Below are 22,193 nucleotides of genomic sequence, written 5' to 3'. Positions count from 1 at the left end.
ATGGGAATCACCGTTCCGTGCTGACGTCTGCGTGTACCCCATCCCGGCCGTTTCCGCCAAACACACGACCACCGCTGCTTCGAGGGGCTCTTCCCGCCATGACCGCACGCATTTTCAAGCCGGCCAAGAACGCGATGCAATCCGGCAAGGCCAAGACCCGGGACTGGCAGCTGGACTACGAGCCGGAGCAGCCCCGCGCGGTCGAGCCGCTGATGGGCTGGACGTCCTCCTCGGACATGAAGCAGCAGGTCACCTTGCGCTTCGACAGCAAGGAGGAGGCGATCGCCTATTGCGAGCGCAAGGGTATTCCGTACCAGGTGATCGAGCCGAAAGAGCCGGTGAAGCGGCAGATCGCCTATGCCGACAATTTCTCCTTCCGCCGCGGCGAGCCCTGGACGCACTGACCCGAACCCACTGTCTGGACCCTCTGATCTGGGCAGGTCCGGGGCTGACCAGCCGGCGGTATCTCCCAGCCCTATTCGGGCCTGCCATCGAGGCCGGGGATGGGCAGGAGCCCGTCCTTCGACTGGCCGAGCGACGGCAGGCTTCTGATCGTGCGAACGCCGGGCAGGGCCGCAAATTGCCGCAGCTGCCGGCTCATGCCGTCAACCCCGGTCGAGACGCATTTCAGCAGGAAGTCCGCGTCCCCCGACAGCCGCCAGCATTGCTGCACCCAGGGCAGCGGCATGATCGCCGCCTCGAACGCCGCCAGCGCCGCCTGGTTCTGGCTCTCGAGCTGGATCGTCACGAACGCGACCACCTCATAGCCCAGCGCCCGTTCGTCGATGGTGGCGCGGATGCCCTTGATCACCCCGCTGCCGCGCAGCGCACGAACCCGTCGCAGGCAGTTCGGGTGCGAGATGCCGACCCGGTCGGCGAGCTCGTTGATGCGGATGCGACCGTCGGCCTGGAGCTCCGCGAGGATCCTGCGGTCGATCGCGTCGAGGTCGGGGCGCTGCGTCATCGCTCGGTAATGCCTGGTCCGTCTTGCCGTGGCGCGGCGCCGCCGGCCGCCACGCTCCGCGGCATGACGCCGGACAGCACGAGCTTCTCATGCGCCGCGATGATCGCGTCCCTGGTCAGTCGGCCACCGGGACGATACCAGCTGCACAGGCCGGTCAGCAGCGCGATGATGGCAAAGGTCGCGACCTGGACATCGTCCACGTCGAACACGCCTTGCGCAACGCCATCGGTCAGGATGTCGGCGAGCCGGCGCTCATAGGCTCCGCGCAGCGCGACCACCGCCTCATAGTTGCGCGGCTCGAGGCTGCGCAGCTCCGAATTGGCGATGAACACCTCGCGCTTTCGGGTCATGTGGTAGGTGACGTGAAAGGCGACGAACGCCCGGAGGCGTTCGACCGGCGACTGCTTGTCCTGAAGCGCCAGCTCCAGCTCGCCCAGCAGGTCGTTGATGTGGTCCTGGATCAGCTCGGACAGCAGCTCCTGCTTGGTGCTGATGTGATTATAGAGAGAGCCCGGCTGAATGCCGACCTCGGCGGCGAGCTGGCGCAGGCTCATCGCCTCATAGCCATGTTCGAAGATCAGCCGCAGGCCGGCCTTGCGGATGGCCTCCATCGTCGTCGGACCATGCGACCCGATCGTGCGTGCCATGTCAGCCTCGCCGGACCGGCCTGGGGGTGCCGGTGCTGGCAACCCGATCCGATCCGCATCCTGGGTTGGGATACAAAAACACTCGTCGTCTCAAAGGGCTGAAGTTCAGGTCGAACTCTACAACAATCCGCTTGAGAATAGAATTTAAAAACGTATGATCGTTTAATTCGTTAATGAGGGACGGCCCCGAATCGGCCGCCGCGGACGGGAGGACAGCATGCCGCCAGAGATGGTACACCCGCCCTGGCAGCGGCCGGCACGGCCGCGCGCAGTCTGACGCGTGCTCTCAACCGCTTCCCCTCCGGTCCAAGCAACGAAGACGCCGATCATGACGCTGCATTCCACCATCGATCCCTCGTCGTCAGACTTTGCGCGCAACGCCGAGGCAATGCGCGGCCTGGTCGCCGACCTCAGAGCCAAGCTGGCGCAGGTCGCCGAGGGCGGCGGCGAGGCCTCGCGCAAGCGGCATCTGTCGCGCGGCAAGATGCTGGCACGCCAGCGCGTCGACCTGCTGCTCGATCCCGGCACCGCATTCCTGGAGCTGTCGCCGTTGGCGGCGCACGGGCTGTATGGCGGCGACGTTCATTCCGCGAGCATCGTCACCGGCATCGGCCGGATCGCGGGTCGTGAGTGCGTCGTCGTTGCCAACGACGCCACCATCAAGGGCGGCACCTACTATCCGATGACGGTGAAGAAGCATCTGCGCGCCCAGGACATCGCGCGGCAGAACAATCTGCCCTGCGTCTACATGGTCGATTCCGGCGGCGCCTTCCTGCCGCTGCAGGACGAGATCTTTCCGGACGAGCGGCATTTCGGCCGCATCTTCTTCAACCAGGCGCAGATGTCGGCTGCCGGCATTCCGCAGCTCGCGATCGTGATGGGCTCGTGCACGGCCGGCGGCGCCTATGTGCCGGCGATGTCCGACGAGAGCATCATCGTGCGCAACCAGGGCACCATCTTCCTCGGCGGCCCGCCGCTGGTGAAGGCCGCGACCGGCGAGGTGGTTAGCGCCGAGGAGCTCGGCGGCGCCGACGTGCATTCCCGGCAATCGGGCGTGACCGATCACTACGCGCAGAACGATGCGCATGCGATCGGCATCGCGCGGCGCATCGTCGGCACCTTGAAGCCGCCGGGTCCGCGCACCCAGCTGAACATGCGCGAGGTCCGTGAGCCGCGTTATGCCGCCGAGGAGATCTACGGCGTCGTGCCGGTCGACGGCCGCAAGCCGTTCGATGTGCGCGACATCATTGCGCGTGTGGTCGACGGCTCGGAGTTCGACGAGTTCAAGAAGCTGTATGGCCAGACGCTGGTGTGCGGCTTTGCCCACATCTGGGGTCATCCGGTCGGCATCATCGCCAACAATGGCATCCTGTTCAGCGAGAGCTCGCTGAAGGGCGCGCACTTCATCGAATTGTGCTGCCAGCGCAACATTCCGCTGGTGTTCCTGCAGAACATCACCGGCTTCATGGTCGGCAAGAAATACGAGGCCGGCGGCATCGCGCGCGACGGCGCCAAGCTGGTGACGGCGGTTGCGACCGCCTCGGTGCCGAAATTCACCGTGGTGATCGGCGGCTCTTACGGCGCCGGCAACTACGGCATGTGCGGCCGCGCCTACGCGCCGCGCTTCCTCTGGATGTGGCCGAACGCGCGCATCTCGGTGATGGGTGGCGAGCAGGCGGCGATGGTGCTGAGCCAGGTCCGCCGCGACGGCATCGAGGCCAAGGGCGACAACTGGTCCGCGGAAGAGGAAGAGAAATTTCGCAGCCCCATCCGTGCGCAATACGAAGCGCAGGGCAATCCATACTATGCGACCGCGCGGCTGTGGGACGACGGCGTGATCGATCCCGCCGACACCCGCCTGGTGCTCGGGCTCGGATTATCAGCTGCCGCCAACGCCCCGGTCGAGCCGACCAGGTTCGGCCTGTTCAGGATGTGATCATGGTTCGCCCGGGATTGTATCGTCGCTTTCGCAAGCTCCTGATCGCCAATCGCGGCGAGATCGCCGTGCGCGTCATCCGTACCGCGCGCGCGATGGGATTGAAGACCGTCGCGGTCTATTCCGAGGCGGACCGCAACGCGCAGCACGTCGCGCTGGCCGACGAGGCGGTGCTGCTCGGCCCGGCGCGGGCCCGCGACTCCTATCTCAACATCGAGCGGCTGATCGAGGCCGCGAAGCAGACCGGTGCCGAAGCGGTCCATCCCGGCTACGGTTTCCTGTCCGAAAGCGCGGAGTTCGCCCAGGCCTGTCTCGACGCTGGACTGGTGTTCGTCGGCCCGACGGCTGCGATGATCACCGCGATGGGCTCCAAGTCCGGCTCCAAATTTCTGATGGAGCAGGCGGGAGTGCCGCTGGTGCCCGGCTATCACGGCGAGGCGCAGGACGAGGCGACGCTCGCCAACGAGGCGGCGCGGATCGGCTTCCCCGTGCTGATCAAGGCCTCCGCCGGCGGCGGCGGCCGCGGCATGCGCGTGGTCCATGCGGCGGGCGATCTCGCCGATGCCGTCACCAGCGCCAAGCGCGAGGCCAAGGCGGCGTTCAGCGATGACCGCGTGCTGATCGAGAAGTACGTCGAGAACCCGCGCCACATCGAGGTGCAGATCGTCGGCGACAGCCACGGCAACCTGGTCTCGCTGTTCGAGCGCGAATGCACGCTGCAGCGCCGGCATCAGAAGGTGATCGAGGAGGCGCCGTCGCCGACGCTGTCACCGGCGCAGCGCGAGACCGTGTGCGCCGCGGCGCGGCGGGCGGCCGGCGCCGTCAGCTATGTCGGAGCGGGAACGATCGAGTTCGTCTCCGACGGCCGCGACGTGTTCTTCATCGAGATGAACACGCGGCTGCAGGTCGAGCATCCCGTCACCGAGCTGATCACCGGCGTCGACCTCGTCGAATGGCAGCTCCGCGTCGCCTTCGGCGAACAGCTGCCGCTGAAGCAGGACCAGATCCGGCTGCACGGCCATGCGATCGAGGCCCGCGTCTACGCCGAGAACCCGGCCAAGAACTTCATGCCTTCGGTCGGGACCATCAAGACCTGGCGGCTTCCGGCGGAAGCCGGCGGTCTGCGCATCGATGCCGGCTATCGCGAGGGCGATAGCGTGTCGCCCTATTACGACGCGATGCTCGCCAAGATGATCGCCTGGGCGCCGACGCGCGAGGTCGCGATCGAGCGGCTCAATCGCGGATTGGAGGATACTGACGTCCGCGGCATCGTCAGCAACATCCCGTTCCTGTCGGCGCTGCTGACGCACCCCGACGTCGTCGCGAATGCGATCGACACCGGCTTCATCGAACGCCATCTGGCGCATCTGACCCAGTCAGGCGCGGCGGCCGGAGATCTCGAACTCTGCGCAGCGGTTGCCGCGATCCTGACGGATGAGCAGAGAGCGGCCATGGCGGAGCAGGGATCACCCTGGCGCGCCTCCGGCTGGATGCCCGTCGGCCTGCGGCAGCGCGTCTTATCGTTCCGCCAGGGCGCAGGCAGCGAGCCGCAGACTGTCACGTTGTCGTATGGCCCGGGCGTGCAGACCCTTTCGGTCGAAGGCCGTGAAAGTTCGTTTTCCGCAGTTCCGACCGATGACGGCGGCTTCGACCTTGTGCGCGACGGTGTCAAATCCCATGTGGTGGCCGTCATCGAGGGGCACGAGCTGTATCTGCGCACCCGCAATGGCCGGTTCGATCTGCACTGGATCGATCCGTTCGGCGGCGACGACGAAGAGCAAAGCGGCGAGGACAAGATCGTGGCGCCCTTGCCGGGCACCGTGGTGGCGTTGCTGGCGCAGGAGGGCGCCGTGCTGGAGAAGGGCGCGGCGATCCTGACGCTGGAGGTGATGAAGATGGAGCAGACCTTGCGCGCGCCGTTTGCGGGTGTGCTCAAGGCCATCAAGTGCAAGGTCGGCGACATCGTGCAGGAAGGCGTCGAGCTGGCGGAAGTCGAACCCTCCGCCTGATCCTCAAACCCAAAGAGGTCAGCATGAGCGAGAGCGTGCGCATCATCGAAATGGGCCCGCGCGACGGCCTGCAGAACGAGAAGACGTCCGTCAGCGTGGCCGATCGCATCGCCTTCGTCCGTGCCCTGGTTGACGCCGGCCTGCGCACCGTCGAGGTCGGCGCGTTCGTCTCGCCCAAGGCGATTCCGCAGATGGTGGGCTCGGACGAGGTGATGCGCAGCGTCGCCGCGCTGCCCGGCGAATTCCACGTGCTGGTGCCCAACGTGAAGGGCTACGAGGCTGCGCGTGCGGCCGGGGCCAAGGTGATCTCGGTGTTCACAGCGGCGTCCGAGAGCTTCTCCCGCGCCAACATCAACTGCGGAATCGAGGAATCGCTCGAGCGATTCAAGCCGGTCGTCGCCCACGCCAAGACCGACGGCATCAAGGTGCGCGGCTACGTCTCCTGCGTGCTGGGTTGTCCCTATGAAGGCGAGATCAAGCCGCAGGCGGTGGCCGACGTCGCCAAGGCGCTGTGGGACCTCGGCTGCTACGAGGTCTCGCTCGGCGACACCATCGGCGTCGGCACGCCCGTGAAGGCCAAGCAGATGCTGCGCGCCGTCTGCGACGACGTGCCGGTGTCGCATCTGGCGATGCATTTCCACGACACCTACGGCCAGGCCCTGGCCAATCTCTATGCCGGCATGGAGGAGGGCGTCCGCGTCATCGACGCCGCCGCCGGCGGCCTCGGCGGCTGCCCGTTTGCGCCCGGCGCGACCGGCAATGTCGCGACCGAGGACGTCGTCTACATGCTCGAAGGCATGGGCATCCGCACCGGCGTCGACATGACGAAGCTCTTGGCAGCGACCAACGAAATGAGCCGCCTGCTCGGCCGCCCGCCGGTCAGCCGCGTCGCCGCGGCGCTGAATGCGAAAGCGAAACGGGCGAGTAGCGAGTAGCGAACGGCGAGTAGGGAAGGGAGGCCCGACTGATCTCCGATCCCTATTCGCTACTCTCTATTGGCCACTCGCGGCCGCGCTAGCGGCTGAGATCCGGCCCCATCACGAAATCCGGCAGCGCCGTCGAGATCTGCGGCACGAAGCACAGCAGTAGCACGGCCGCCATCATCAGCAGCACAAACGGCAGCGTACCCCAGATCACCTCGCGCAGCGGAATATCAGGCGCGACGTTGCGGATGACGAAGATGTTCAAGCCCACCGGCGGGTGAATCAGGCCCATCTCCATCACGATCGTCATGACGACGCCGAACCAGATGATGTCGAAATTCGCCGCCCGCAGCGGCGGCAGGATGATCGGCGCCGTCATCAGGATGATCGAGACCGGCGGCAGGAAGAAGCCGAGCACGACCACCATCAAGAGGATCGCGAACAGCAGCTCCCAGCGCGGCAGGTGCATCGCCACGATCGACTCCGCGACCGACTGCGAGATGTGCAGATAGCTCATCACGTAGGAGTACAGCAGCGACATGCCGATGATCAGCATCAGCATGGTCGACTCGCGCAAGGTCGCCTTCATGATCGGCGCGAGATCGGTCGGGCTCCAGACCCGGTAGATGATCGCAATCAGCACCAGCGCGAGGATGCCGCCAAGGCCAGCAGTCTCCGACGGCGTGGCCAGACCGCCATAGAGCGCCACCATCACGCCGGTCAGCAGCAGCACGAACGGGATCACCCGCGGCAGCACCGAGAAGCGCTGCGCCATGGTGTACTCGTCCTTGGTCAGGATGTCCGACCAGGTGCCTGATTTCTCGTAGACCGCTTTCGCCCGCGCATATTCCTGCCGGAAGCGCACGACGGCATAGAGGCCGAACAGCGTGACCAGCAGCAGTCCCGGGCCGATGCCGGCGAGGAACAGGCGTCCAAGCGATTTCTCCGCGGCAATCGCGAACAGAATCATCGTGATCGACGGCGGCAGGAGGATGCCGAGCGTGCCGCCGGCGGCGATGATGCCGGCCGCGAAGCCGCCGGAATAGCCGCGCTTGCGCATCTCGGGAATGCCGGCCGAGCCGATCGCCGAGCAGGTCGCCGGTGACGATCCCGCCATCGCCGCGAACAGCGCGCAGGCGAACACGTTTGCGACGCCCAGGCCGCCGGGCACGCGATGCAGCCAGGCGTGCAGCGCCGAGTAGAGATCCTGGCCGGCGCGCGAGCGGCCGATGGCGGCGCCTTTGAGGATGAACAGCGGGATCGACAGCAGCGTGATCGACGCCATCTCCTCGTAGACGTTCTGCGTCACCGTATCGAGCGAGGCGGTCGGCATGTAGATCGCCATGAAGACCACGGCGACGGCGCCGAGCGCGAACGCGATCGGCATGCCCGCAAACATCGCAAACAGGGTCGCAACCCCGTAGGCAACCCCGATTCCAAACACGCTCATCGACGCGCTCCGGTCAGCGGCGCAATGACCTGAAGCAGCAACTGGATGCACAGCAGAGTCATGCCGGCGGCCATCAGGCCGTAGGGGATGGCGAGCGGCGGCGACCACATCGAGTTGGACACTTGGCCATCCTCGAACGCCTCATGGGTGAGGGTCCAGGACTTCCAAGTGAAGAAGGCACAAAACAAAAAGCTGGCGACGTCGACGAGCCAGAGCCGGATCTTGTTGGCCAGCGGCGACATCAGCCCGACGAAGGCCTCGATGCTGACATGGCCGCGATGCTCCTGGACGTAGGAGGCGGTCATGAAGGTGGCGCCAACCAGCAGGAACACGGCGGCCTCGTCCTGCCAATAATTGGCGGCCTTGAACAGCGCGCGACCGGCCACGCTGTAGCTCAGGATGATGCAGGCCGCGACCAGCGCGATCGCGGCGAAAACGACGATAATGCTGTTGAGAGCGGAGATCACACGCTGAATAGGCGCCAGCGGTCCGCTGGCGCCAGTCGGCGTAGCCTCGCTATCGGAGACGGGAGCGTGCATCAATCAGGCCGCGACGTCGGAGGCGAGCTTGAGCAGCTTGGCGCAGCTGGCCGACTTGCCGCCATAGTCCTTCCAGGCGGTGTCGCGGGCGATGTCGCGCCATTTGTTCACGGTCTCGGCATCGAGCTCGGAGACCTTGGCGCCAGCCTTCTCGTAGACCTTGGCGACCTCGATGTCGTCCTCCTGCGCGCCCTTGCGCCCGAACGCCTCGAGCTCGGCGCCGACGGTGAGGATGATGTCCTGCTGGTTCTTCGGCAGCTTGTCGAAGCTCGCCTTCGACATCATCAGCGGCTCGAGCATGAACCAATAGGAGGCCTTGGCGCCGGAGGTCAGCGCCTTCGAGACTTCCTCGAGGCGGAACGAGATCAGGCTGGTGGAGGAGGTGATGCCGGCATCGCACGCGCCGGTCTGCATCGCCGTATAGATTTCGTTCGACGGAACCGAGAGCACCGACGCACCGGCGGTCTGCAGCACCATGTCCATCTCGCGCGAGCCGCCGCGAACCTTCATGCCTTTTGCGTCCTCGGGGGTCAGCAGCGGACGCGAGCGGCTGGCAACGCCGCCGGCCTGCCAGATCCAGGACAGGAGGATGATGCCCTTGTCTGCGAGGAAATCGCTGAGCGCCTTGCCGACCGGCTCGTTCTTCCAGCGCATCCCCTGATCGTAGGTGGTGACGAGACCCGGCATCAGTCCGATGTTGGTTTCGGGAAGCTCACCCCCCGCGTACGGCATCGGATAGAGGCTGATGTCGAGGGCACCTTTTCGCATCGCCGAGAACTGCGCGACGGTCTTGATCAGCGACGAGTTGGGGTAGATTTCGGACGCGATCTCGCCGCCCGAGCGCTTCGACACCTCCTCGGCGAAGACGCGGCAGAGACGGTCGCGGAAGTCGCCCTTGTCAATGGTTCCACCGGGGAATTGGTGGGAGATCTTCAGGGTGGTCGCCGCGTGAGCCGTGCCGGTTCCAAAGCGCAGAATGGCGGGTGCAGCGAGCGCGGACGCGATGACTTGGCGGCGTGAAAGCATTGGAGTTCCCCTGTACAACTTCTGATTGGGTTCCGGCCGGTTCATGAGCGCACTCTGCGAGCCGGTCTGCTGGCATACCTGTAGCCGAACAATACAGTTCGTTCGAGGTCAAATGCATGGGAGGCGACATATTGCTGCGGCGCAACTGCCCAGCCTGAGAGTCCCGATGCGGGTTGTACTAACATGCGTTCGCCGGGCAAAATTGTGTCGACCGTTCAAACACCGACAAAGTTTGATTCAAGCTTGTCGCGCAGAAAAAATTCTTAGGCCCGTAACAATCGCTCGTCCCGATGCGTCGAGACTGAGGAGCGGCACATCATTGCCGTCCAACCCGCCCTCGAAGGAGCGATCATCATGACCAATCGTAGCCGCCTCATCCTCAGCATCTCCGCTGCCGTTTTCGCCCTCAACGTCGCGGCCGTTCCTGCGGCCTTCGCCGAGGACAAGATGAGCAAGGACGACGCCATGAAGAAGGACTCGATGTCCCACGACGGGATGAAGAAGGATTCGATGGCCAAGGACGGGATGAAGAAAGATGCCATGTCCAAGGACAGCATGAAGAAGGACGACGGCATGATGAAGAAGAACTGAGCGGACCGTTCGCCGATCACGTTCGGCGCATAGCCGTTCGCGCGAGTTTGCAGGCGCCGTGGTGAGCAACTCACCATGGCGCCGCTCGACGGTCCGACCTGTAAATGGCCGGGCTAGATCACTTCTTTTTGCCGCGTGCCTTGCGCGCGGCATAGCGCGCGTCGCGCTTGGCCTTCTGCTCGGCTTCCAGATCGGCCGCGCGAGCGGCAGCTTCTTCCGCCTCGCGGGCAAGCCGTTCGGCCTCGGCGGCTTTTGTCTCTTCCTCGATCCGCATCTGCTCGGCCTTGGCGGCTTCGCGTTCGAGGCGCTGCTGCTCGCGGCGCGCCGCCGCAGCTTCGCGCTCCTGCCGGCGCTTCACAACCTCGGGATCATCCGGCCCGGGCTGCGCCTTGAACTTCTGTAAGATGCCCTGGCGGGCCTGCTGCGCGGCCTTCTGCCGATCGGCAAATCCGGGTTCCTTGAATCCTCTCATGGAGACGTCGTCACTTCGCTACTGGTGTTGCTAGATAATGGGGTTCGGGCTGCATGCGCCGGCAGCTCTTTCTCCACGATGTCGTGAACCGAGCCCAGGCTGACGCGAGGCCGTGTGTATAGGATCGCACGCGTCGATGACAAATGCTTTATCGCGCTTCCGGCACATTGCGCAGGTTTGGCGCTTGCATGGCGCGGGCCGGTGGCTATGTAAGCATCCCCCCGTCAAGCTGACGAAGGTCGGCCCGCTGTGAATTGCCTCACAGGCTCGGGCATTGGCGCACCCTTTGGATGTGCCTTCCAGAGGAGTCTACCGCCATGACCTCGATGTTTGCGAGGCGCGGACGTATCACGCTCGTGCTCATCCTTTTTGCCTCGGCCGTCAGTGCGATGGTCATGACTGCGGTACTTGCCCATCCCCGAGCGGCGCCGAAGGGGGTGCTCGGCGCGGAGTGGGACTGTGGCAAGCTGCTCTGGGTGACCAGCTGCACGCGGATCGAATCGACGATGCCTGCGTCGCGCCAACCGTCCGAGCCTCATGCTGATGCCGTCCATCCGCAGCCGGTGTAGGCGATCCGCGATGAGCGAAAGAGACGCGGGCAATGGGCGGGGCGGCGCAGTGGCGGGGCTGGTGTTCGCAGCGGCGATGATTCTGTTCGGGTTGTGGCTGGCGCACAGCCTGACGTCTGCCAGCAAGATGCAGGATTGCCTGATCTCGGGCCGCTCCAATTGCAACGTGATCGAGCCGAACCGCTGATGTCCGCCTTGCGGCCCTGGTCCTGATCCGCACGCCTGTCGTTTCCGATCATGGCGGCGAATCAACGTCGCTTGCCGATATACTCGGACGGCGCGACGGCTGCGGCCGCAAAATCGTCGCGATTTTACCGACTTTGTCGCGAAGCGTGTGGTGTGTTCGAGAAGGCCCGCGCTGCGCGCGGATAGGCATCGCTGACGCAATCGGTGATGCATGGGACCGACACGGGATCTGGTCTCGGCTCGGGCAGCAATCCCGCAGAGGGCGGGCGAGTGAGGGGTAGGCAAGCATGACAGTTTTCGTCGCATCCAGATCATGGCTGCCTGCGCTGGCGATACTGACCGCGGTTGCCTTGCCTGTTTATGGACAAGGCCAAGGGCCGTCGCCGGACCAGGGCGGCCCTGGACACCCGCCGCACGGCCGTCCGCCCGGTGTCGTCCGTCAGCCCCAGGCAGGTGGACCCGGCGGCCCAGCACCGCAGGCTCAGTCGCCGCGGCAAGGACCCGTTCAGGGACAGCCGGGGGGGCCGCCGGCACGCGCTATGGTGATGCCACAGGGCGGGCCACCGGCTCCTGTGGCGCAGCAGGCGCACCCGCTGCCTCCTGGCGCTGACCGCGGTCGTTTCGAGCATGGCGCCGGTCCGCGGCCCGGACCTGGCCCCGCCGTCGTCGGTCGGCCCGTGGATGGACGCTATGCCCGTGGGACGATCGCTGTGCGTGACTATGGCGGACAACGCTATCGCGGCAGAATCGGCTGGGAAGGCGGCCGCTGGCGCCATGAGGTCCATAACGGCCGTCCGGGCTGGTGGTGGGACGTTGGCGGTGTCTGGTATTATTATGCGGAGCCGATGGAAGGGCCGCCGACCTATGTCTCCGACGACTACGCCGACGACGTCGTCTATGCGCCGGCGACGGTCTATGAGCCGGCGCCGCCCCCAGTCGCCTATGAACCGGCCCCGCCGGCTGACCCGGACCCCGGCGCCAGCGCGCTCGGCGGCGCCATCATCGGCGGTGTGCTTGGTGGCATTCTGACCGGAAAGGCCGGCGGTGCGGCTGCGGGTGCCGTGATCGGTGGCGCCACCGGCGCGATCGCAGGAGCCTCCGCCGCGTCTCGGCCGGGCTACTACCTGTCGCAAGGCAATTGCTACTACCGCTATCCGTCCGGACAATACGTCGCGGTCGATCCGCGGTCCTGCTACTGAACCAGGGAGGTCGATCGCGACGCCGCAGCCGCGGAGGCTCCGAAAAGGTCCGGAGCGGGAATTGGAGCGAATCCTGTTAGGGTCCGCTGCATTGCTCGTATCAAGAGTTTCCGAGGCCATGGCCAAGGCGTCCAAGCTCGTTGCCGCCAAGGGCGGAAAGGTTCTTTTGGTGCGGCGGCGCGTTGACGGCCGCTGGATGTTTCCGGGCGGACGCAAACGGGCGCGGGAAACTGCGAAGGACTGCCTCAAGCGCGAGATCAAAGAAGAGCTGCCGAAGCTTAAGCTTGGCCGTCTCAAGCTCTGGAAGGAAGTCACGGCCACCAACAAACGTTCGGGACGCAAGATGAGCGATGCGATTTTCATCGCCAAGCACGCGAAGGGACGGCTGGAGATCGGCGACAAGGACGAGATCGACCGCGCCGTCTGGCAGAAGCCCTACGGGCTGAGCCTGACCCCGACCTCGCGCTACATCCGCGACCGGCTGTTCCCGCGCAAGCCGAGTTCGCGCAAGGCCTAGCTTCGGCCCGGGGAACGTCTCGCGGCGCTACGCGTTGTATCGGCATGACTTACGAAAGCACAGCCAGACCGCCGCGCGTCTTGACGCCCGAGGAGCGAAAGGCGCGCGATGCCGTGCGCAAGGCCGATGCCGAGCAGGCCATGCGCGAGCACGAGGAGGCCCAGCGGGCCTTCTACAAGAACCGTGAGCGGCTTCGCGCCGAGCGACTCGCGCGCGAATCAGCTGGGAAGCACGGCTGAACGTCAGCTTGCCTAGCGCGTGCGAAACGCGTTCGCCATGCGCAGGAACGCCCGGTCCAGAAGATCGTACATGTCGCCGGTGATGTCGCAGTCGAACATCGCACGGCGCATGCACGTCATCCATTCGTCGCGCTCGGCATCGCCAATCGGGTAGGGCCGATGCGCCGACATGATGCAGCGGTGCTCCGCGCGCTCGAAATACAGCGCCGGCCCGCCCAGCCAGCCGCTCAGGAACTCAAATAGCAGCTGCTTGATCGGCCCGAGATCCGCATCGTGCATGGCGCGAATTCGGCGCGCGTCCGGCTCCTCGTCCATGATCGTATAGAACCGCTCGGCCAGGCGCCGAACGCCCGCTTCCCCGCCGACAAGCTCGTAGGGCGTGGCCTCGACCACAACTGCTTCGCTGGCTGACTCCGCTGCCGTCATTGCATCTCGTTCCCGTTCGCCTCGTTGAGAGCCAACAGGCGGCGGTCGGGCTGCGCCTTGATCTGAATCAAAGCGAGCAGCCGGTGTCGCCTAAGGCGAGGAATCGCGTACTAGCGGAGATTGGCTTTGACGAGGCGCTGCCGGTCGGTGTCGGCTGCAATCTGGCGCAGCGTCTGGCGCAGCAGCGCGAGGTCGACCGGTTTCGAGAACGGCGGGAAGACGTTGAGGCCGAGAATCTTGCCCGCGCGCACCGTGATGTCGCGGGTCTGGTCGTCGGAACCGCTGATGATCAGGATCGGCGTGCGCGACTTCATGTCGGACAGCAGCTGCAGCACTTCCGTGCCGGAGCGTTCGCCGAGATTGAGGTCGAGGGTGATGCATTCGAAGTTGCGCCGGCGCAGCACGCTCATGGCGCCGTCCACCGAGTTCACGCCGGTCGTCGCAAAGCCCGCCTGCACGGCGATCTTGCGCAGGATCGAGAGATGAACGTCGGCATCTTCGATCACGAGAAGTTCGTTGAGCATGGTCCCTGCGCGGCTGTGTATCGGCTCTTGATGGGCATTCAGAGCTTAAGAGCCGGTTTCTGAGTTCCGCGTAAATTTTCATTCCCGTAGAATTACGGAAATTTGTGCACGCGTATGTGCACAAGAGGACCGGCGCTAACGTGGACCCGGGACTGCGGCGCCCTTGATCGCGGCGGACGCGACCGGCCTGACGTGTCCGCGCATCCGCCGCCACTGCCGGACGTTCACGAGGATCCCGGCGACGACAAGCGGCGCGACCGCGACCACGGCCATCAGCGGCGACAGCGGCTTCGGGGCGATCATCTCGAGTGCCATCTCGGAGACCATCCAGAGCGTCGCGAAGACGACGGCGAAGTCGAGCGGCGGGATGCGCAGCCAATACAGGAAGCCGGTGACCAGCACCGCGGGTGCGATCGCGGGGCCGATCATGTAGAAGGTAAATTCCGGCGGCGTCAGGGCGTCGAGAAGCATGGACGCCAGCAGCCACAGGCTGAAGAACATCACCGCGCCGTCGACATATCGCATGGAACACCTCCGCCGCGACACTTTGGCGCAATCTTTGTCGGGTTTGTGACTGTTTCGTCAAGCCCGGAACTTTCAGTGAGGTCGTTCTCCCGTTCGATCTTCCGGGCTTCTGATGACGGCCATAGCGCCATCCGGCGCTTCCGCCGCGCCAGCCTTGCGCCGATCAGTGCCGTGCGGTTGGCGCCAGCCGTGCGTCGAGGAGCGTTGTCGGCGCCCGGCTGGTCCTTGGGGCCACGCGCAGGGGCTTGTCGACGAGATGGTAGGCCAGTACGGCCGCGGCGATGGAGACGACCACCTGTGTGATGCCGTAGTTCAGGTCGGGGTAATGCTTGAAGAGTGAGCCGCTGACCGCGAACAGGACTGGATAGTGCAGGATGTAGAGCGGGAAGCTGAGTTCGCCGAGGTAGTCGAACACGGCCGCCGTTCTGCCGCCGACGTCGCCGACCCGGTAGAACACCAGGATCAGGGTGCCGATCCAGGCGACGCAATTGACCGCAGCCGATGCAAATCCGGCGACGTCGAAGAACTTCGCCTGGGTCGCAACCCCGGCGAGGCCAGCGATTCCAAGCCCGATCAGATAACGCAGGTCGCGGGGCTGCCGATAGGCGACCCATCCGGCAAGCCAGGCCCACAGCATCACGAGGGCGGTTAGCCAGAAGGAGCTGCGGTCGGCGACGTAGTCGTCGGGGAACAGCGGGAAGGCGACGAACGACAGTCCTGACGCGATCATCATCGCCGGAATGTACGGCCGGCCTTCTAGCCGTTTGAACAGCGGCGCCAGCAGGTAGTAGATCGCCTCGATGGACAGCGACCATGCCGGGTAGAGGAAGGAGATCATGATCGGCAGGAAGGCTTCGAGCAGCAGCATGCAGCCGATGAACTGCAACGGCGTCGGCGGCCTGGCGGGAGCCAGGTAGCCGCCGGACGTACCGAACATCGACCAGGCGAGCCAGGCGATCAGGACCGCAAGCGCATTGAGCGGAAGGATGCGGAGGACGCGGCGGCGGAGATAGCCGGCGGGCCGGGTGGCGATGGAGTGATGGATGCTGAAGCCGGAGATGATGAAGAAGCACATCACGGCCATCAGCCCGCTCTTCGTCAGGACGGGAATGGCCCGTTCGGCCGGCCCGAAATTGTAGGTGTGGTCGAACAGCACCCACATCGCGAGCAGAAAGCGCACGCCGCCGAGGATCGGCCAGAATCCACGATGCGGGTCGTTCATGGCGCTGCACACGCTGACGTCCGGGCGCACCACGCGCCGATTGAACTCCGTCAGTCCTAGCAACGGACAGTAATGAACGGACACAAATCACAGCGGTAAAATGATACGTCTCGACAGCTTGCCGAACCCGCCACGCTCCTTTCGCACCGATGTGTGCCATCTTGGTCACAGAACCGCCGTCAATCCGATGAGAACCCGAACGGCACGGACGACGTCCTGAAATCGTCCGGGAGGATTTCGCGGCCGATTGGTGGCGCCGAGCGGGCGGCGCATTTCGGGCGGTGGCAGACGCGGCAGGCGACGCCGATCGGGGTCGGCGCGTCGGCATCGGGGCCGTGGCCGTCGCGGGTGTAGATCAACTGCCCCGCATGCTCGGCGGCGCAGCCCACCGCAATCGCGCGTTCGACACGAACCGCGCCATAGGAGCCGCCGCCGGCGGTCACCGTGCGCGCGATCGAGAAGAAGCGCCGTCCGTCCGGCAGCTCCAGCCATTGCGTGATGATCTGGCGCGGCGTCTTGAAGATGCCGTGCACCGACCACAACGGGCAGGCGCCGCCATGCCGGGCGAACGGAAAGCCGGCGCCGTCGAGCAGCTTCGAGATGTTGCCGGCGGGATCGACGCGGATCAGGAAGAAAGGGATCTTCTCGGCGCCCGGTTTCTGCAGCGTCGTGACGCGATGCGCCGTCTGCTCGAAGCTGGTGCCGAACTGCCGCGCCAGCGCCTCGAGATCGTAGGCCCTGGCATCGACGGCCTTGGCGAAGATCGAGTAGGGCATGATGATCGCAGCCGCCGCATAGGCCGCGAGCGCGCGGCGCGCCAACAGCTCGGCGGTCTTGCTGGCGAACTTGCCGTCTTCCAGCGCAGCTCCAATCTCGCTGTCGAGCTCGAGGTAAGCGAGCTGCCGCGCCAGCTCGAATTTGAGGCTGGCACTGTCCAGCGAATCCTCGATCAGCAATTGGCGGCGATGCAGATCGAGCCGCCGGAGCGAGCCGAGCATCACGTTCGGCGGCATGTAGCGGACCTGCAGATTGTGCTTGGCGCGAAAGCGTTCGATCAGCCCGGCCGGGCCCGGCATCTGCGGCGAGCCGGTCGGCGCCCCCTGCGCGATCGCCTGCGCCAGCCGCTCCGCGGCATCGTCGAGGCCAGCAAAGTTGTTGCGGCGGGCGGCGAGGAAGCGGCGGACGTCGGCCACGGGGTCGTTGGCGTCGAAACCGTCATTGCCCGGGCGGGGCGAACCGCCGGAGACCGCCGGCGCGCGCTGCTCGGCCAGCGCCAGCTGCTCCTCGCGATAGGCCGTGTAGAGCCGCAGGAAGGCCTCGGTCATGCCGGGATAGCTGACTGCCAGATCGGAGATCTCCAGCGCGGGGATGTCGATGTCCGAGAACATCGGGTCCTTGAGGATCGACTGCATCCGCGCGGTGTGGTCGGCACCGCCGTCGCCGGCGAGGTCGGCGAGGTCGATCTTGTAGGTCCGGGCCAGCCGCAACAGCATGTCGGCCGTGACCGGCCTCTGATTCCGCTCCAGGAGCGCCACGTAAGGAGCTGAAATCTCAAGGTCCGCGGCCATGTCTGCCTGGGTCAGGCCAAGCTCGCGTCGGAGCCTGCGCAGGCGTGGACCCATGAAGATCGAGCGCGCCGTGGCGGTACTCATGGCCGGTCATCTCCCGTCTGTAATCTCCTTACAGCTATACACGAGAGATTTGTAAAGTGTGACAAGTTTTCCGCGCAATGTCTGGTCCATCAGCTGCAGGTGCTTACAACAGGTCCCAGGTTGTCCTTAACCAAGGGATCACGGACATGAACTTCCAACCGCGTGGACTGAACGACCAGGCTCTCCAGGGACCCTCGTCCTACCAGGCCGAGGTCGAGGCGGCGCGTGCGCTGCTCGAGAGCAACCCGACCTGGAACGGCGTCACCGCCGAGGCCGTGGCGCGCATGCGCCTGCAGAACCGCTTCAAGACCGGTCTCGACGTTGCCCGCTACACCGCGGCCGTGATGCGCGCCGACATGGCCGCCTACGATGAGGACAGCACCAAGTACACCCAGTCGCTGGGCTGCTGGCACGGCTTCATCGCGCAGCAGAAGCTGATCTCGATCAAGAAGCATTTCGGCAAGACCGATCGCCGCTACCTCTATCTCTCCGGCTGGATGATCGCGGCGCTGCGCTCGGAGTTCGGCCCGCTGCCGGACCAGTCGATGCACGAGAAGACCTCGGTGCCCGCGCTGATCGAGGAGCTCTACACCTTCCTCCGCCAGGCCGACTCGCGCGAGCTCAACGATCTCTTCCGCACGCTCGACGCGGCCCGCAAGGCCGGCGACAAGGCGAAGGAGACCGAGATCATCGCCAAGATCGACGGCTTCCAGACCCACGTCGTCCCGGTCATCGCCGACATCGACGCCGGCTTCGGCAATGCCGAGGCGACCTACCTGCTCGCCAAGAAGATGATCGAGGCGGGCGCCTGCGCGCTGCAGATCGAGAACCAGGTTTCCGACGAGAAGCAGTGCGGCCATCAGGACGGCAAGGTCACCGTGCCGCACGACGTCTTCCTGGCCAAGATCCGCGCCTGCCGCCACGCCTTCCTGGAGCTCGGCGTCGAGGACGGCATCGTCGTCACCCGCACCGACTCGCTCGGCGCCGGCCTCACGCAGCAGATCGCCTTCTCCAGCCAGCCCGGCGATCTCGGCGACCAGTACAACAGCTTCCTCGATTGCGAGGAAGTGACGCCCGCGACTGCGCGCAGCGGCGACGTCATCATCAACCAGAACGGCAAGATGATGCGTCCGAAGCGGCTGCCCTCGAACCTCTACCAGTTCCGCCCCGGCACCGGTGAGGACCGTTGCGTGCTCGACTGCATCACCTCGCTGCAGAACGGCGCCGACCTCTTGTGGATCGAGACCGAGAAGCCGCATATCGAGCAGATCGCGAAGATGGTCGACCGCATCCGCAAGGTGATCCCGAACGCCAAGCTCGCCTACAACAACTCGCCGTCGTTCAACTGGACCCTCAACTTCCGTTGGCAGGTCTATGACGCGATGAAGGAAGCGGGCCAGGACGTCAGCAAGTACAACCGCGCCGAGCTGATGAAGGCGGAGTACGACGACACCCCGCTGGCGAAGGAAGCCGACGAGCGCATCCGCACCTTCCAGGCGGACTCGGCCAAGCGCGCCGGCATCTTCCACCATCTGATCACGCTGCCGACCTACCACACCGCCGCGCTGTCGACCGACAACCTGGCCCGTGAGTATTTCGGCGAGCAGGGCATGCTGGGCTACGTCAAGAACGTCCAGCGCGCCGAGATCCGCCAGGGCATCGCCTGCGTCAAGCACCAGAACATGGCCGGCTCCGACATCGGCGACGACCACAAGGAATACTTCGCCGGCGACAAGGCCCTGAAGGCCGGCGGCGCGCACAACACGATGAACCAGTTCGGCTGATCTCCGCCGGGTGAGTAGTTGGACTGACAGGACCCGCCCGAAGCCGAGTGCTTCGGGCGGGTTTCGTTTTTTGGCGATACGCCTCATTGCTGTCGCCGATCGTGAACCTGGAAGCTTGAGGTTACCTCTCTCCACGCCGTCATGGCCGGGCTTGTCCCGGCCATCCACGTCGTTCGGCGCCTGCGGAGCCACGCGGATGCCCGGGACAAGCCCGGGCATGACGAGCAACAAATTGGCCCCGCGCTGCGGAGCTTAGGACGGCTTTTCTACGCGAGCCTCTCGCCGCAATACTCCGGGTTCTCACCGCTCGCTCAGCGCCAGCCGCGCGCCGAGCAGGGCAAAACCGCCGGCGAAGGCGCGGCGGAGCCAGGTCATGATTCGGGGCCGGCTGACGATGCGGTCGCGGACGGCGGCGGCGAACAGTCCGTACACCACGAACACCGCGAACGTCATCGCCATGAACGTGGCCGACAGTTCCAGCATCGCCGCGAGCGGATGCGCCTCGTCGGCCGCGATGAACTGCGGCAGGAAGGCGAGGAAGAAGATCGACAGCTTTGGATTGAGGATGTTGATGAGGAAGCCGGTCAGCACCACCCGCCAAGCCGAGCGCGCAGCCGCATCCTCCTTGGCCTCGACCGACAGCGCGCCGCGCTCGCCGAGCGTCTGCCAGGCCATGTACAGAAGATAGGCCACGCCGCAATATTTCAACGCGGCGAAGGCCAGCGCGCTGGTGTGCAGCACGGCGGCGAGCCCGACGATCGCGGCAAGCATCGCCGGGATGATGCCGAGCGTGCAGCCGAAGGCCGCCGCGATGCTCATCCGCGACCCCTTCGTCAGCGCCACCGCGAGCGTATAGAGCACCCCGGTGCCGGGCGAAGCGACCACGATCAGCGAGGTCAGCAGGAAGGCAGTGGACATTGGTGGGCTCCCAAGGGCGTGGCCGTTCAGGCGAAAGGCGGTCGGCGCGCTTCACATCGGCTGCATCCTTCCACGGCGCAGCGGCGGACGATAGGAGGGCGCAGGACACGGCTCGGTGACGACCGGGCGTCTCGTGGTGCGCGTCATCGCCGAGGGCGCACAGAGGGAAAAGCGGGCACGGGACGCGTTCATCCGTCATCGCGACGCGTGTCGCGTCCGAGCTTTGCGAGATCGTTCGCCCTCATCCAACAGAGGGCGCGGGGAATGCCGGGCTGCAGGCCGCAACCCATGGCCCGCCTGCAGAAGAAAAAGCAGGCGGCAGTCACCACAGGTTCAGCCGACAACCGGCATTCCCCGCGCGATGGTCTTCACGCTTATACGCGATCGCCCCGGTGTCCGGCTTGATAGCGACCGTCGCCCTCAGGGATCATCATCCCCAGAGGACTTGGCGCCAGCTTCGGGGCGCCAGGACCACGCGATTTCACGTCCGCGTCAGGCTGTTCGTCCGCGCGCAAGCGCGCTGCAGCCAGCCGCGGCCACCGCTCCCCGCACCCAACGTCCGTGACGATCGCGATCCGCCCCTCTCGAGGAGCACGGGATGGCAGTGCTGTGTAGCATGAGTTTCGGAAAAATGGAAGCGGCAATTTTCAGGGGCAGGACTGGACGAGGCTGATTGTGTCGATGCCGTTGAATAATCTAATTTATCTCGGTCATTCCCGAACGATCGGACGTCTCAGCATGCTGCCGTCGATGAAGCGGATCTCGAAGTCTCTGCGCGAGGCCGTCCAAGTGATGAAACAACGTGCCGCCGCGCGCGAGGCGGAGAACGAACGCGTCTACGAGAAAATTCAACTTTTCGGACGTCGTGATGGCATCTACGTCGGATTTCGACGTCCCACGTTCCTGTTGGATTGTACGCTTGGCGATGTCGGCTCGGTCGAGCTGTCACTCGACGAGGCGCGTATGCTTTTCCAATCGATCAGAGAGGCCTGCGAACGGCAGGATATCGTGCGGGTGAATTCCCTGAACCTCTCCTGGACCACGGATGCGAGGCCGCGTTCGAAGGATCCCGACAAGGTCGTCGTTCGATTTAGTGGATCGTTGGGTGGGTTGACTACCGCTCTCAGCAAGGAGCGGCTGCTTGCGGCTTCGGATCAGTTCTTCGCGACATTCCGCGAGAGCAGGGTGTTCGATGATGCATGAGGGAAGCGAAGGCCGTGCAGTGTCACAGCCTTGCCCCGGGGGCTCGCTCAGGGCCGCCAGGTCGGGGGGTGCAGTCGAGCTTGGCGCAAGCACTCGGCCTCCGCCTGTCCGCGCGACTGGCAGTCGTCATATTTGGCGGACAGGAGCAGGACCATCAGGACCGCGATCACCGCCATGCACGTGAGTGCCAGACGATTGTCCGCCTTCATGATGATCCTTCCACCAGGTCTGCCCTACACGCTGCTATATCATACGCATGCGCAGGGCGCGGCCCTGGCAGGGCCAGTCAGTATGAAACGTCGGAGTGAAACGCCATGCGAGCCCTCGCGCTGCTCCCCCTGATCGCCTGTCTCGCCGGCTGCGGCATGATCGACGCCGTCCAGAACGGCATGGCCTACAGCCGCGCCGTCGAAGCCGACCTCCTCGCCGAAACCGGCGTCAAGCCCGCCGTCGGCTTCAACTGGAACAACGGCACTCTGACCTCGGTCACGGTGACGTTTCCGAAGCTCTACACGGACAAGCCACTGCCGGAGCTGGCGGAGAAGGCCCGCGCCGCGGTGCTCAAGGAGTTCAAGCAGAGCCCGAAGCAGCTGGTGCTGGGGTTTGCGGTGGGTGGGTGAGGGCCGTGCCGCCTTAACCGACGTCGACAGTAGTTTCGTGCACTGTCACTGT

Annotated in this window: 26 protein-coding genes; 13 read left to right on the top strand and 13 right to left on the bottom strand. The window is 65.3% G+C overall.

The features are described from left to right. Positions 1–98 precede the first annotated feature (98 nt). Positions 99–404: an ETC complex I subunit gene (locus ACQR1I_RS14765; RefSeq protein ID WP_172236498.1), complete on the top strand. Its 306-nt coding sequence runs from the start codon at positions 99–101 to the stop codon at positions 402–404. A 71-nt stretch (positions 405–475) separates the two neighbouring features. Here the strand turns inward: ACQR1I_RS14765 and ACQR1I_RS14760 are convergent, their stop codons facing one another. Continuing rightward, positions 476–964 carry an Lrp/AsnC family transcriptional regulator gene (locus ACQR1I_RS14760; protein ID WP_434867209.1) on the bottom strand — a complete coding sequence of 163 codons (489 nt, stop codon included), beginning with the start codon at positions 962–964 and terminating at the stop codon, positions 476–478. Further along, positions 961–1,611 (bottom strand): TetR/AcrR family transcriptional regulator, encoded by a 651-nt coding sequence (locus ACQR1I_RS14755; protein WP_434867210.1) that lies wholly within the window; start codon positions 1,609–1,611, stop codon positions 961–963. The genes ACQR1I_RS14760 and ACQR1I_RS14755 overlap by 4 nt, the downstream gene beginning before the upstream one ends. Before the next feature lie 328 nt (positions 1,612–1,939). On the opposite strand from ACQR1I_RS14755, the gene ACQR1I_RS14750 reads away from it, so the two are divergent. Genes ACQR1I_RS14750 through ACQR1I_RS14740 form a run of 3 tightly spaced genes read left to right on the top strand, consistent with a single transcriptional unit; the run spans position 1,940 to position 6,491 of the window. Further along, positions 1,940–3,547: a carboxyl transferase domain-containing protein gene (locus ACQR1I_RS14750; protein WP_434867211.1), complete on the top strand. Its 1,608-nt coding sequence runs from the start codon at positions 1,940–1,942 to the stop codon at positions 3,545–3,547. A 2-nt stretch (positions 3,548–3,549) separates the two neighbouring features. Next, on the top strand, positions 3,550–5,556 hold the full coding sequence (locus tag ACQR1I_RS14745; protein ID WP_434867212.1) for an acetyl/propionyl/methylcrotonyl-CoA carboxylase subunit alpha: 2,007 nt from the start codon (positions 3,550–3,552) through the stop codon (positions 5,554–5,556). 23 nt (positions 5,557–5,579) lie between these two features. Beyond that, positions 5,580–6,491, top strand: a complete 912-nt coding sequence (locus ACQR1I_RS14740; RefSeq protein WP_434867213.1) for a hydroxymethylglutaryl-CoA lyase — start codon at positions 5,580–5,582, stop codon at positions 6,489–6,491. Between the two features lie 79 nt (positions 6,492–6,570). Here ACQR1I_RS14740 and ACQR1I_RS14735 read toward each other — a convergent pair whose 3' ends face one another. From ACQR1I_RS14735 to ACQR1I_RS14725, 3 genes are read right to left on the bottom strand one after another with little or no spacing between them, the layout of a single operon-like run. Continuing rightward, positions 6,571–7,929 carry a TRAP transporter large permease gene (locus ACQR1I_RS14735; RefSeq protein WP_434867214.1) on the bottom strand — a complete coding sequence of 453 codons (1,359 nt, stop codon included), beginning with the start codon at positions 7,927–7,929 and terminating at the stop codon, positions 6,571–6,573. Then, complete coding sequence (locus ACQR1I_RS14730) at positions 7,926–8,468, bottom strand: TRAP transporter small permease (protein WP_434867215.1); 543 nt, start codon at positions 8,466–8,468, stop codon at positions 7,926–7,928. Before ACQR1I_RS14730 ends, ACQR1I_RS14735 begins: the two co-directional genes overlap by 4 nt. Positions 8,469–8,471: 3 nt before the next feature. After that, entirely contained in the window at positions 8,472–9,494 is a 1,023-nt protein-coding gene (locus ACQR1I_RS14725) for a TRAP transporter substrate-binding protein (protein ID WP_434867216.1), read from the bottom strand. Between the two features lie 354 nt (positions 9,495–9,848). Here ACQR1I_RS14725 and ACQR1I_RS14720 point away from each other — a divergent pair, with 354 nt between their 5' ends. Then, a complete protein-coding gene (locus ACQR1I_RS14720; protein ID WP_434867217.1) occupies positions 9,849–10,085 on the top strand; it encodes a pentapeptide MXKDX repeat protein in 237 nt (78 codons plus the stop codon). A gap of 118 nt (positions 10,086–10,203) precedes the next feature. Here the strand turns inward: ACQR1I_RS14720 and ACQR1I_RS14715 are convergent, their stop codons facing one another. Continuing rightward, the gene (locus ACQR1I_RS14715) at positions 10,204–10,557 is read right to left on the bottom strand and encodes a DUF6481 family protein (RefSeq protein ID WP_434867218.1); all 354 of its coding nucleotides are present in this window, start codon (positions 10,555–10,557) and stop codon (positions 10,204–10,206) included. A gap of 317 nt (positions 10,558–10,874) precedes the next feature. On the opposite strand from ACQR1I_RS14715, the gene ACQR1I_RS14710 reads away from it, so the two are divergent. The 5 genes from ACQR1I_RS14710 (at position 10,875) to ACQR1I_RS14690 (ending at position 13,267) form a co-directional block, all read left to right on the top strand. Further along, positions 10,875–11,126: a hypothetical protein gene (locus tag ACQR1I_RS14710; RefSeq protein ID WP_434867219.1), complete on the top strand. Its 252-nt coding sequence runs from the start codon at positions 10,875–10,877 to the stop codon at positions 11,124–11,126. 10 nt (positions 11,127–11,136) lie between these two features. Beyond that, a complete protein-coding gene (locus ACQR1I_RS14705; RefSeq protein ID WP_434867220.1) occupies positions 11,137–11,313 on the top strand; it encodes a hypothetical protein in 177 nt (58 codons plus the stop codon). Between the two features lie 709 nt (positions 11,314–12,022). Then, positions 12,023–12,511 (top strand): hypothetical protein, encoded by a 489-nt coding sequence (locus tag ACQR1I_RS14700; RefSeq protein ID WP_434867221.1) that lies wholly within the window; start codon positions 12,023–12,025, stop codon positions 12,509–12,511. A 118-nt stretch (positions 12,512–12,629) separates the two neighbouring features. Beyond that, positions 12,630–13,028: an NUDIX hydrolase gene (locus ACQR1I_RS14695; protein ID WP_434867222.1), complete on the top strand. Its 399-nt coding sequence runs from the start codon at positions 12,630–12,632 to the stop codon at positions 13,026–13,028. A 44-nt stretch (positions 13,029–13,072) separates the two neighbouring features. Next, positions 13,073–13,267, top strand: a complete 195-nt coding sequence (locus ACQR1I_RS14690; RefSeq protein WP_434867223.1) for a hypothetical protein — start codon at positions 13,073–13,075, stop codon at positions 13,265–13,267. A 12-nt stretch (positions 13,268–13,279) separates the two neighbouring features. Here ACQR1I_RS14690 and ACQR1I_RS14685 read toward each other — a convergent pair whose 3' ends face one another. The 5 genes from ACQR1I_RS14685 to ACQR1I_RS14665 all read right to left on the bottom strand — a co-directional run bounded on the left by ACQR1I_RS14685 (position 13,280) and on the right by ACQR1I_RS14665 (position 17,616). Next, positions 13,280–13,693, bottom strand: a complete 414-nt coding sequence (locus ACQR1I_RS14685; RefSeq protein ID WP_434867224.1) for a group II truncated hemoglobin — start codon at positions 13,691–13,693, stop codon at positions 13,280–13,282. Positions 13,694–13,803: 110 nt separating this feature from the next. Continuing rightward, positions 13,804–14,217 carry a response regulator gene (locus ACQR1I_RS14680; protein ID WP_434867225.1) on the bottom strand — a complete coding sequence of 138 codons (414 nt, stop codon included), beginning with the start codon at positions 14,215–14,217 and terminating at the stop codon, positions 13,804–13,806. Positions 14,218–14,352: 135 nt separating this feature from the next. Continuing rightward, positions 14,353–14,718 (bottom strand): hypothetical protein, encoded by a 366-nt coding sequence (locus ACQR1I_RS14675; protein ID WP_434867441.1) that lies wholly within the window; start codon positions 14,716–14,718, stop codon positions 14,353–14,355. Positions 14,719–14,905: 187 nt separating this feature from the next. Beyond that, positions 14,906–15,964, bottom strand: coding sequence for an acyltransferase family protein (locus ACQR1I_RS14670; protein WP_434867226.1), 1,059 nt, complete (start codon positions 15,962–15,964; stop codon positions 14,906–14,908). Positions 15,965–16,143: 179 nt separating this feature from the next. Beyond that, positions 16,144–17,616, bottom strand: coding sequence for a helix-turn-helix domain-containing protein (locus ACQR1I_RS14665; protein ID WP_434867227.1), 1,473 nt, complete (start codon positions 17,614–17,616; stop codon positions 16,144–16,146). A gap of 146 nt (positions 17,617–17,762) precedes the next feature. Here ACQR1I_RS14665 and ACQR1I_RS14660 point away from each other — a divergent pair, with 146 nt between their 5' ends. Continuing rightward, positions 17,763–19,400: an isocitrate lyase gene (locus ACQR1I_RS14660; RefSeq protein ID WP_434867228.1), complete on the top strand. Its 1,638-nt coding sequence runs from the start codon at positions 17,763–17,765 to the stop codon at positions 19,398–19,400. Between the two features lie 300 nt (positions 19,401–19,700). Here the strand turns inward: ACQR1I_RS14660 and ACQR1I_RS14655 are convergent, their stop codons facing one another. Further along, complete coding sequence (locus tag ACQR1I_RS14655; RefSeq protein WP_434867229.1) at positions 19,701–20,318, bottom strand: LysE family translocator; 618 nt, start codon at positions 20,316–20,318, stop codon at positions 19,701–19,703. A gap of 738 nt (positions 20,319–21,056) precedes the next feature. Here ACQR1I_RS14655 and ACQR1I_RS14650 point away from each other — a divergent pair. Continuing rightward, the gene (locus ACQR1I_RS14650; RefSeq protein ID WP_434867230.1) at positions 21,057–21,521 is read left to right on the top strand and encodes a hypothetical protein; all 465 of its coding nucleotides are present in this window, start codon (positions 21,057–21,059) and stop codon (positions 21,519–21,521) included. 47 nt (positions 21,522–21,568) lie between these two features. Here the strand turns inward: ACQR1I_RS14650 and ACQR1I_RS14645 are convergent, their stop codons facing one another. After that, positions 21,569–21,730: a hypothetical protein gene (locus tag ACQR1I_RS14645; protein WP_434888738.1), complete on the bottom strand. Its 162-nt coding sequence runs from the start codon at positions 21,728–21,730 to the stop codon at positions 21,569–21,571. 105 nt (positions 21,731–21,835) lie between these two features. On the opposite strand from ACQR1I_RS14645, the gene ACQR1I_RS14640 reads away from it, so the two are divergent. Beyond that, positions 21,836–22,141, top strand: coding sequence for a hypothetical protein (locus ACQR1I_RS14640; RefSeq protein ID WP_434867231.1), 306 nt, complete (start codon positions 21,836–21,838; stop codon positions 22,139–22,141). Positions 22,142–22,193: the final 52 nt, after the last annotated feature.

Source organism: Bradyrhizobium sp. HKCCYLS2038 (assembly GCF_051167655.1).
In the GTDB taxonomy this organism is placed as follows: domain Bacteria; phylum Pseudomonadota; class Alphaproteobacteria; order Rhizobiales; family Xanthobacteraceae; genus Bradyrhizobium.
The sequence above is the reverse complement of the archived record's forward strand: the minus strand, read 5'-3'. Positions and strand labels throughout refer to the sequence as shown.

Excerpts from the sequence above, each read along its gene's own strand:
- ACQR1I_RS14760 (WP_434867209.1), bottom strand. The coding sequence starts at position 964 with ATGACGCAGCGCCCCGACCTCGACGCGATCGACCGCAGGATCCTCGCG.
- ACQR1I_RS14715 (WP_434867218.1), bottom strand. The coding sequence starts at position 10,557 with ATGAGAGGATTCAAGGAACCCGGATTTGCCGATCGGCAGAAGGCCGCG.
- ACQR1I_RS14645 (WP_434888738.1), bottom strand. The coding sequence starts at position 21,730 with ATGAAGGCGGACAATCGTCTGGCACTCACGTGCATGGCGGTGATCGCG.
- ACQR1I_RS14755 (WP_434867210.1), bottom strand. The coding sequence starts at position 1,611 with ATGGCACGCACGATCGGGTCGCATGGTCCGACGACGATGGAGGCCATC.
- ACQR1I_RS14765 (WP_172236498.1), top strand. The coding sequence starts at position 99 with ATGACCGCACGCATTTTCAAGCCGGCCAAGAACGCGATGCAATCCGGC.
- ACQR1I_RS14650 (WP_434867230.1), top strand. The coding sequence starts at position 21,057 with ATGCTGCCGTCGATGAAGCGGATCTCGAAGTCTCTGCGCGAGGCCGTC.
- ACQR1I_RS14720 (WP_434867217.1), top strand. The coding sequence starts at position 9,849 with ATGACCAATCGTAGCCGCCTCATCCTCAGCATCTCCGCTGCCGTTTTC.
- ACQR1I_RS14710 (WP_434867219.1), top strand. The coding sequence starts at position 10,875 with ATGACCTCGATGTTTGCGAGGCGCGGACGTATCACGCTCGTGCTCATC.
- ACQR1I_RS14690 (WP_434867223.1), top strand. The coding sequence starts at position 13,073 with ATGACTTACGAAAGCACAGCCAGACCGCCGCGCGTCTTGACGCCCGAG.
- ACQR1I_RS14675 (WP_434867441.1), bottom strand. The coding sequence starts at position 14,718 with ATGTTCTTCAGCCTGTGGCTGCTGGCGTCCATGCTTCTCGACGCCCTG.
- ACQR1I_RS14745 (WP_434867212.1), top strand. The coding sequence starts at position 3,550 with ATGGTTCGCCCGGGATTGTATCGTCGCTTTCGCAAGCTCCTGATCGCC.
- ACQR1I_RS14730 (WP_434867215.1), bottom strand. The coding sequence starts at position 8,468 with ATGCACGCTCCCGTCTCCGATAGCGAGGCTACGCCGACTGGCGCCAGC.
- ACQR1I_RS14725 (WP_434867216.1), bottom strand. The coding sequence starts at position 9,494 with ATGCTTTCACGCCGCCAAGTCATCGCGTCCGCGCTCGCTGCACCCGCC.
- ACQR1I_RS14735 (WP_434867214.1), bottom strand. The coding sequence starts at position 7,929 with ATGAGCGTGTTTGGAATCGGGGTTGCCTACGGGGTTGCGACCCTGTTT.
- ACQR1I_RS14665 (WP_434867227.1), bottom strand. The coding sequence starts at position 17,616 with ATGAGTACCGCCACGGCGCGCTCGATCTTCATGGGTCCACGCCTGCGC.
- ACQR1I_RS14685 (WP_434867224.1), bottom strand. The coding sequence starts at position 13,693 with ATGACGGCAGCGGAGTCAGCCAGCGAAGCAGTTGTGGTCGAGGCCACG.
- ACQR1I_RS14740 (WP_434867213.1), top strand. The coding sequence starts at position 5,580 with ATGAGCGAGAGCGTGCGCATCATCGAAATGGGCCCGCGCGACGGCCTG.
- ACQR1I_RS14640 (WP_434867231.1), top strand. The coding sequence starts at position 21,836 with ATGCGAGCCCTCGCGCTGCTCCCCCTGATCGCCTGTCTCGCCGGCTGC.
- ACQR1I_RS14750 (WP_434867211.1), top strand. The coding sequence starts at position 1,940 with ATGACGCTGCATTCCACCATCGATCCCTCGTCGTCAGACTTTGCGCGC.
- ACQR1I_RS14670 (WP_434867226.1), bottom strand. The coding sequence starts at position 15,964 with ATGAACGACCCGCATCGTGGATTCTGGCCGATCCTCGGCGGCGTGCGC.
- ACQR1I_RS14680 (WP_434867225.1), bottom strand. The coding sequence starts at position 14,217 with ATGCTCAACGAACTTCTCGTGATCGAAGATGCCGACGTTCATCTCTCG.
- ACQR1I_RS14695 (WP_434867222.1), top strand. The coding sequence starts at position 12,630 with ATGGCCAAGGCGTCCAAGCTCGTTGCCGCCAAGGGCGGAAAGGTTCTT.
- ACQR1I_RS14705 (WP_434867220.1), top strand. The coding sequence starts at position 11,137 with ATGAGCGAAAGAGACGCGGGCAATGGGCGGGGCGGCGCAGTGGCGGGG.
- ACQR1I_RS14660 (WP_434867228.1), top strand. The coding sequence starts at position 17,763 with ATGAACTTCCAACCGCGTGGACTGAACGACCAGGCTCTCCAGGGACCC.
- ACQR1I_RS14655 (WP_434867229.1), bottom strand. The coding sequence starts at position 20,318 with ATGTCCACTGCCTTCCTGCTGACCTCGCTGATCGTGGTCGCTTCGCCC.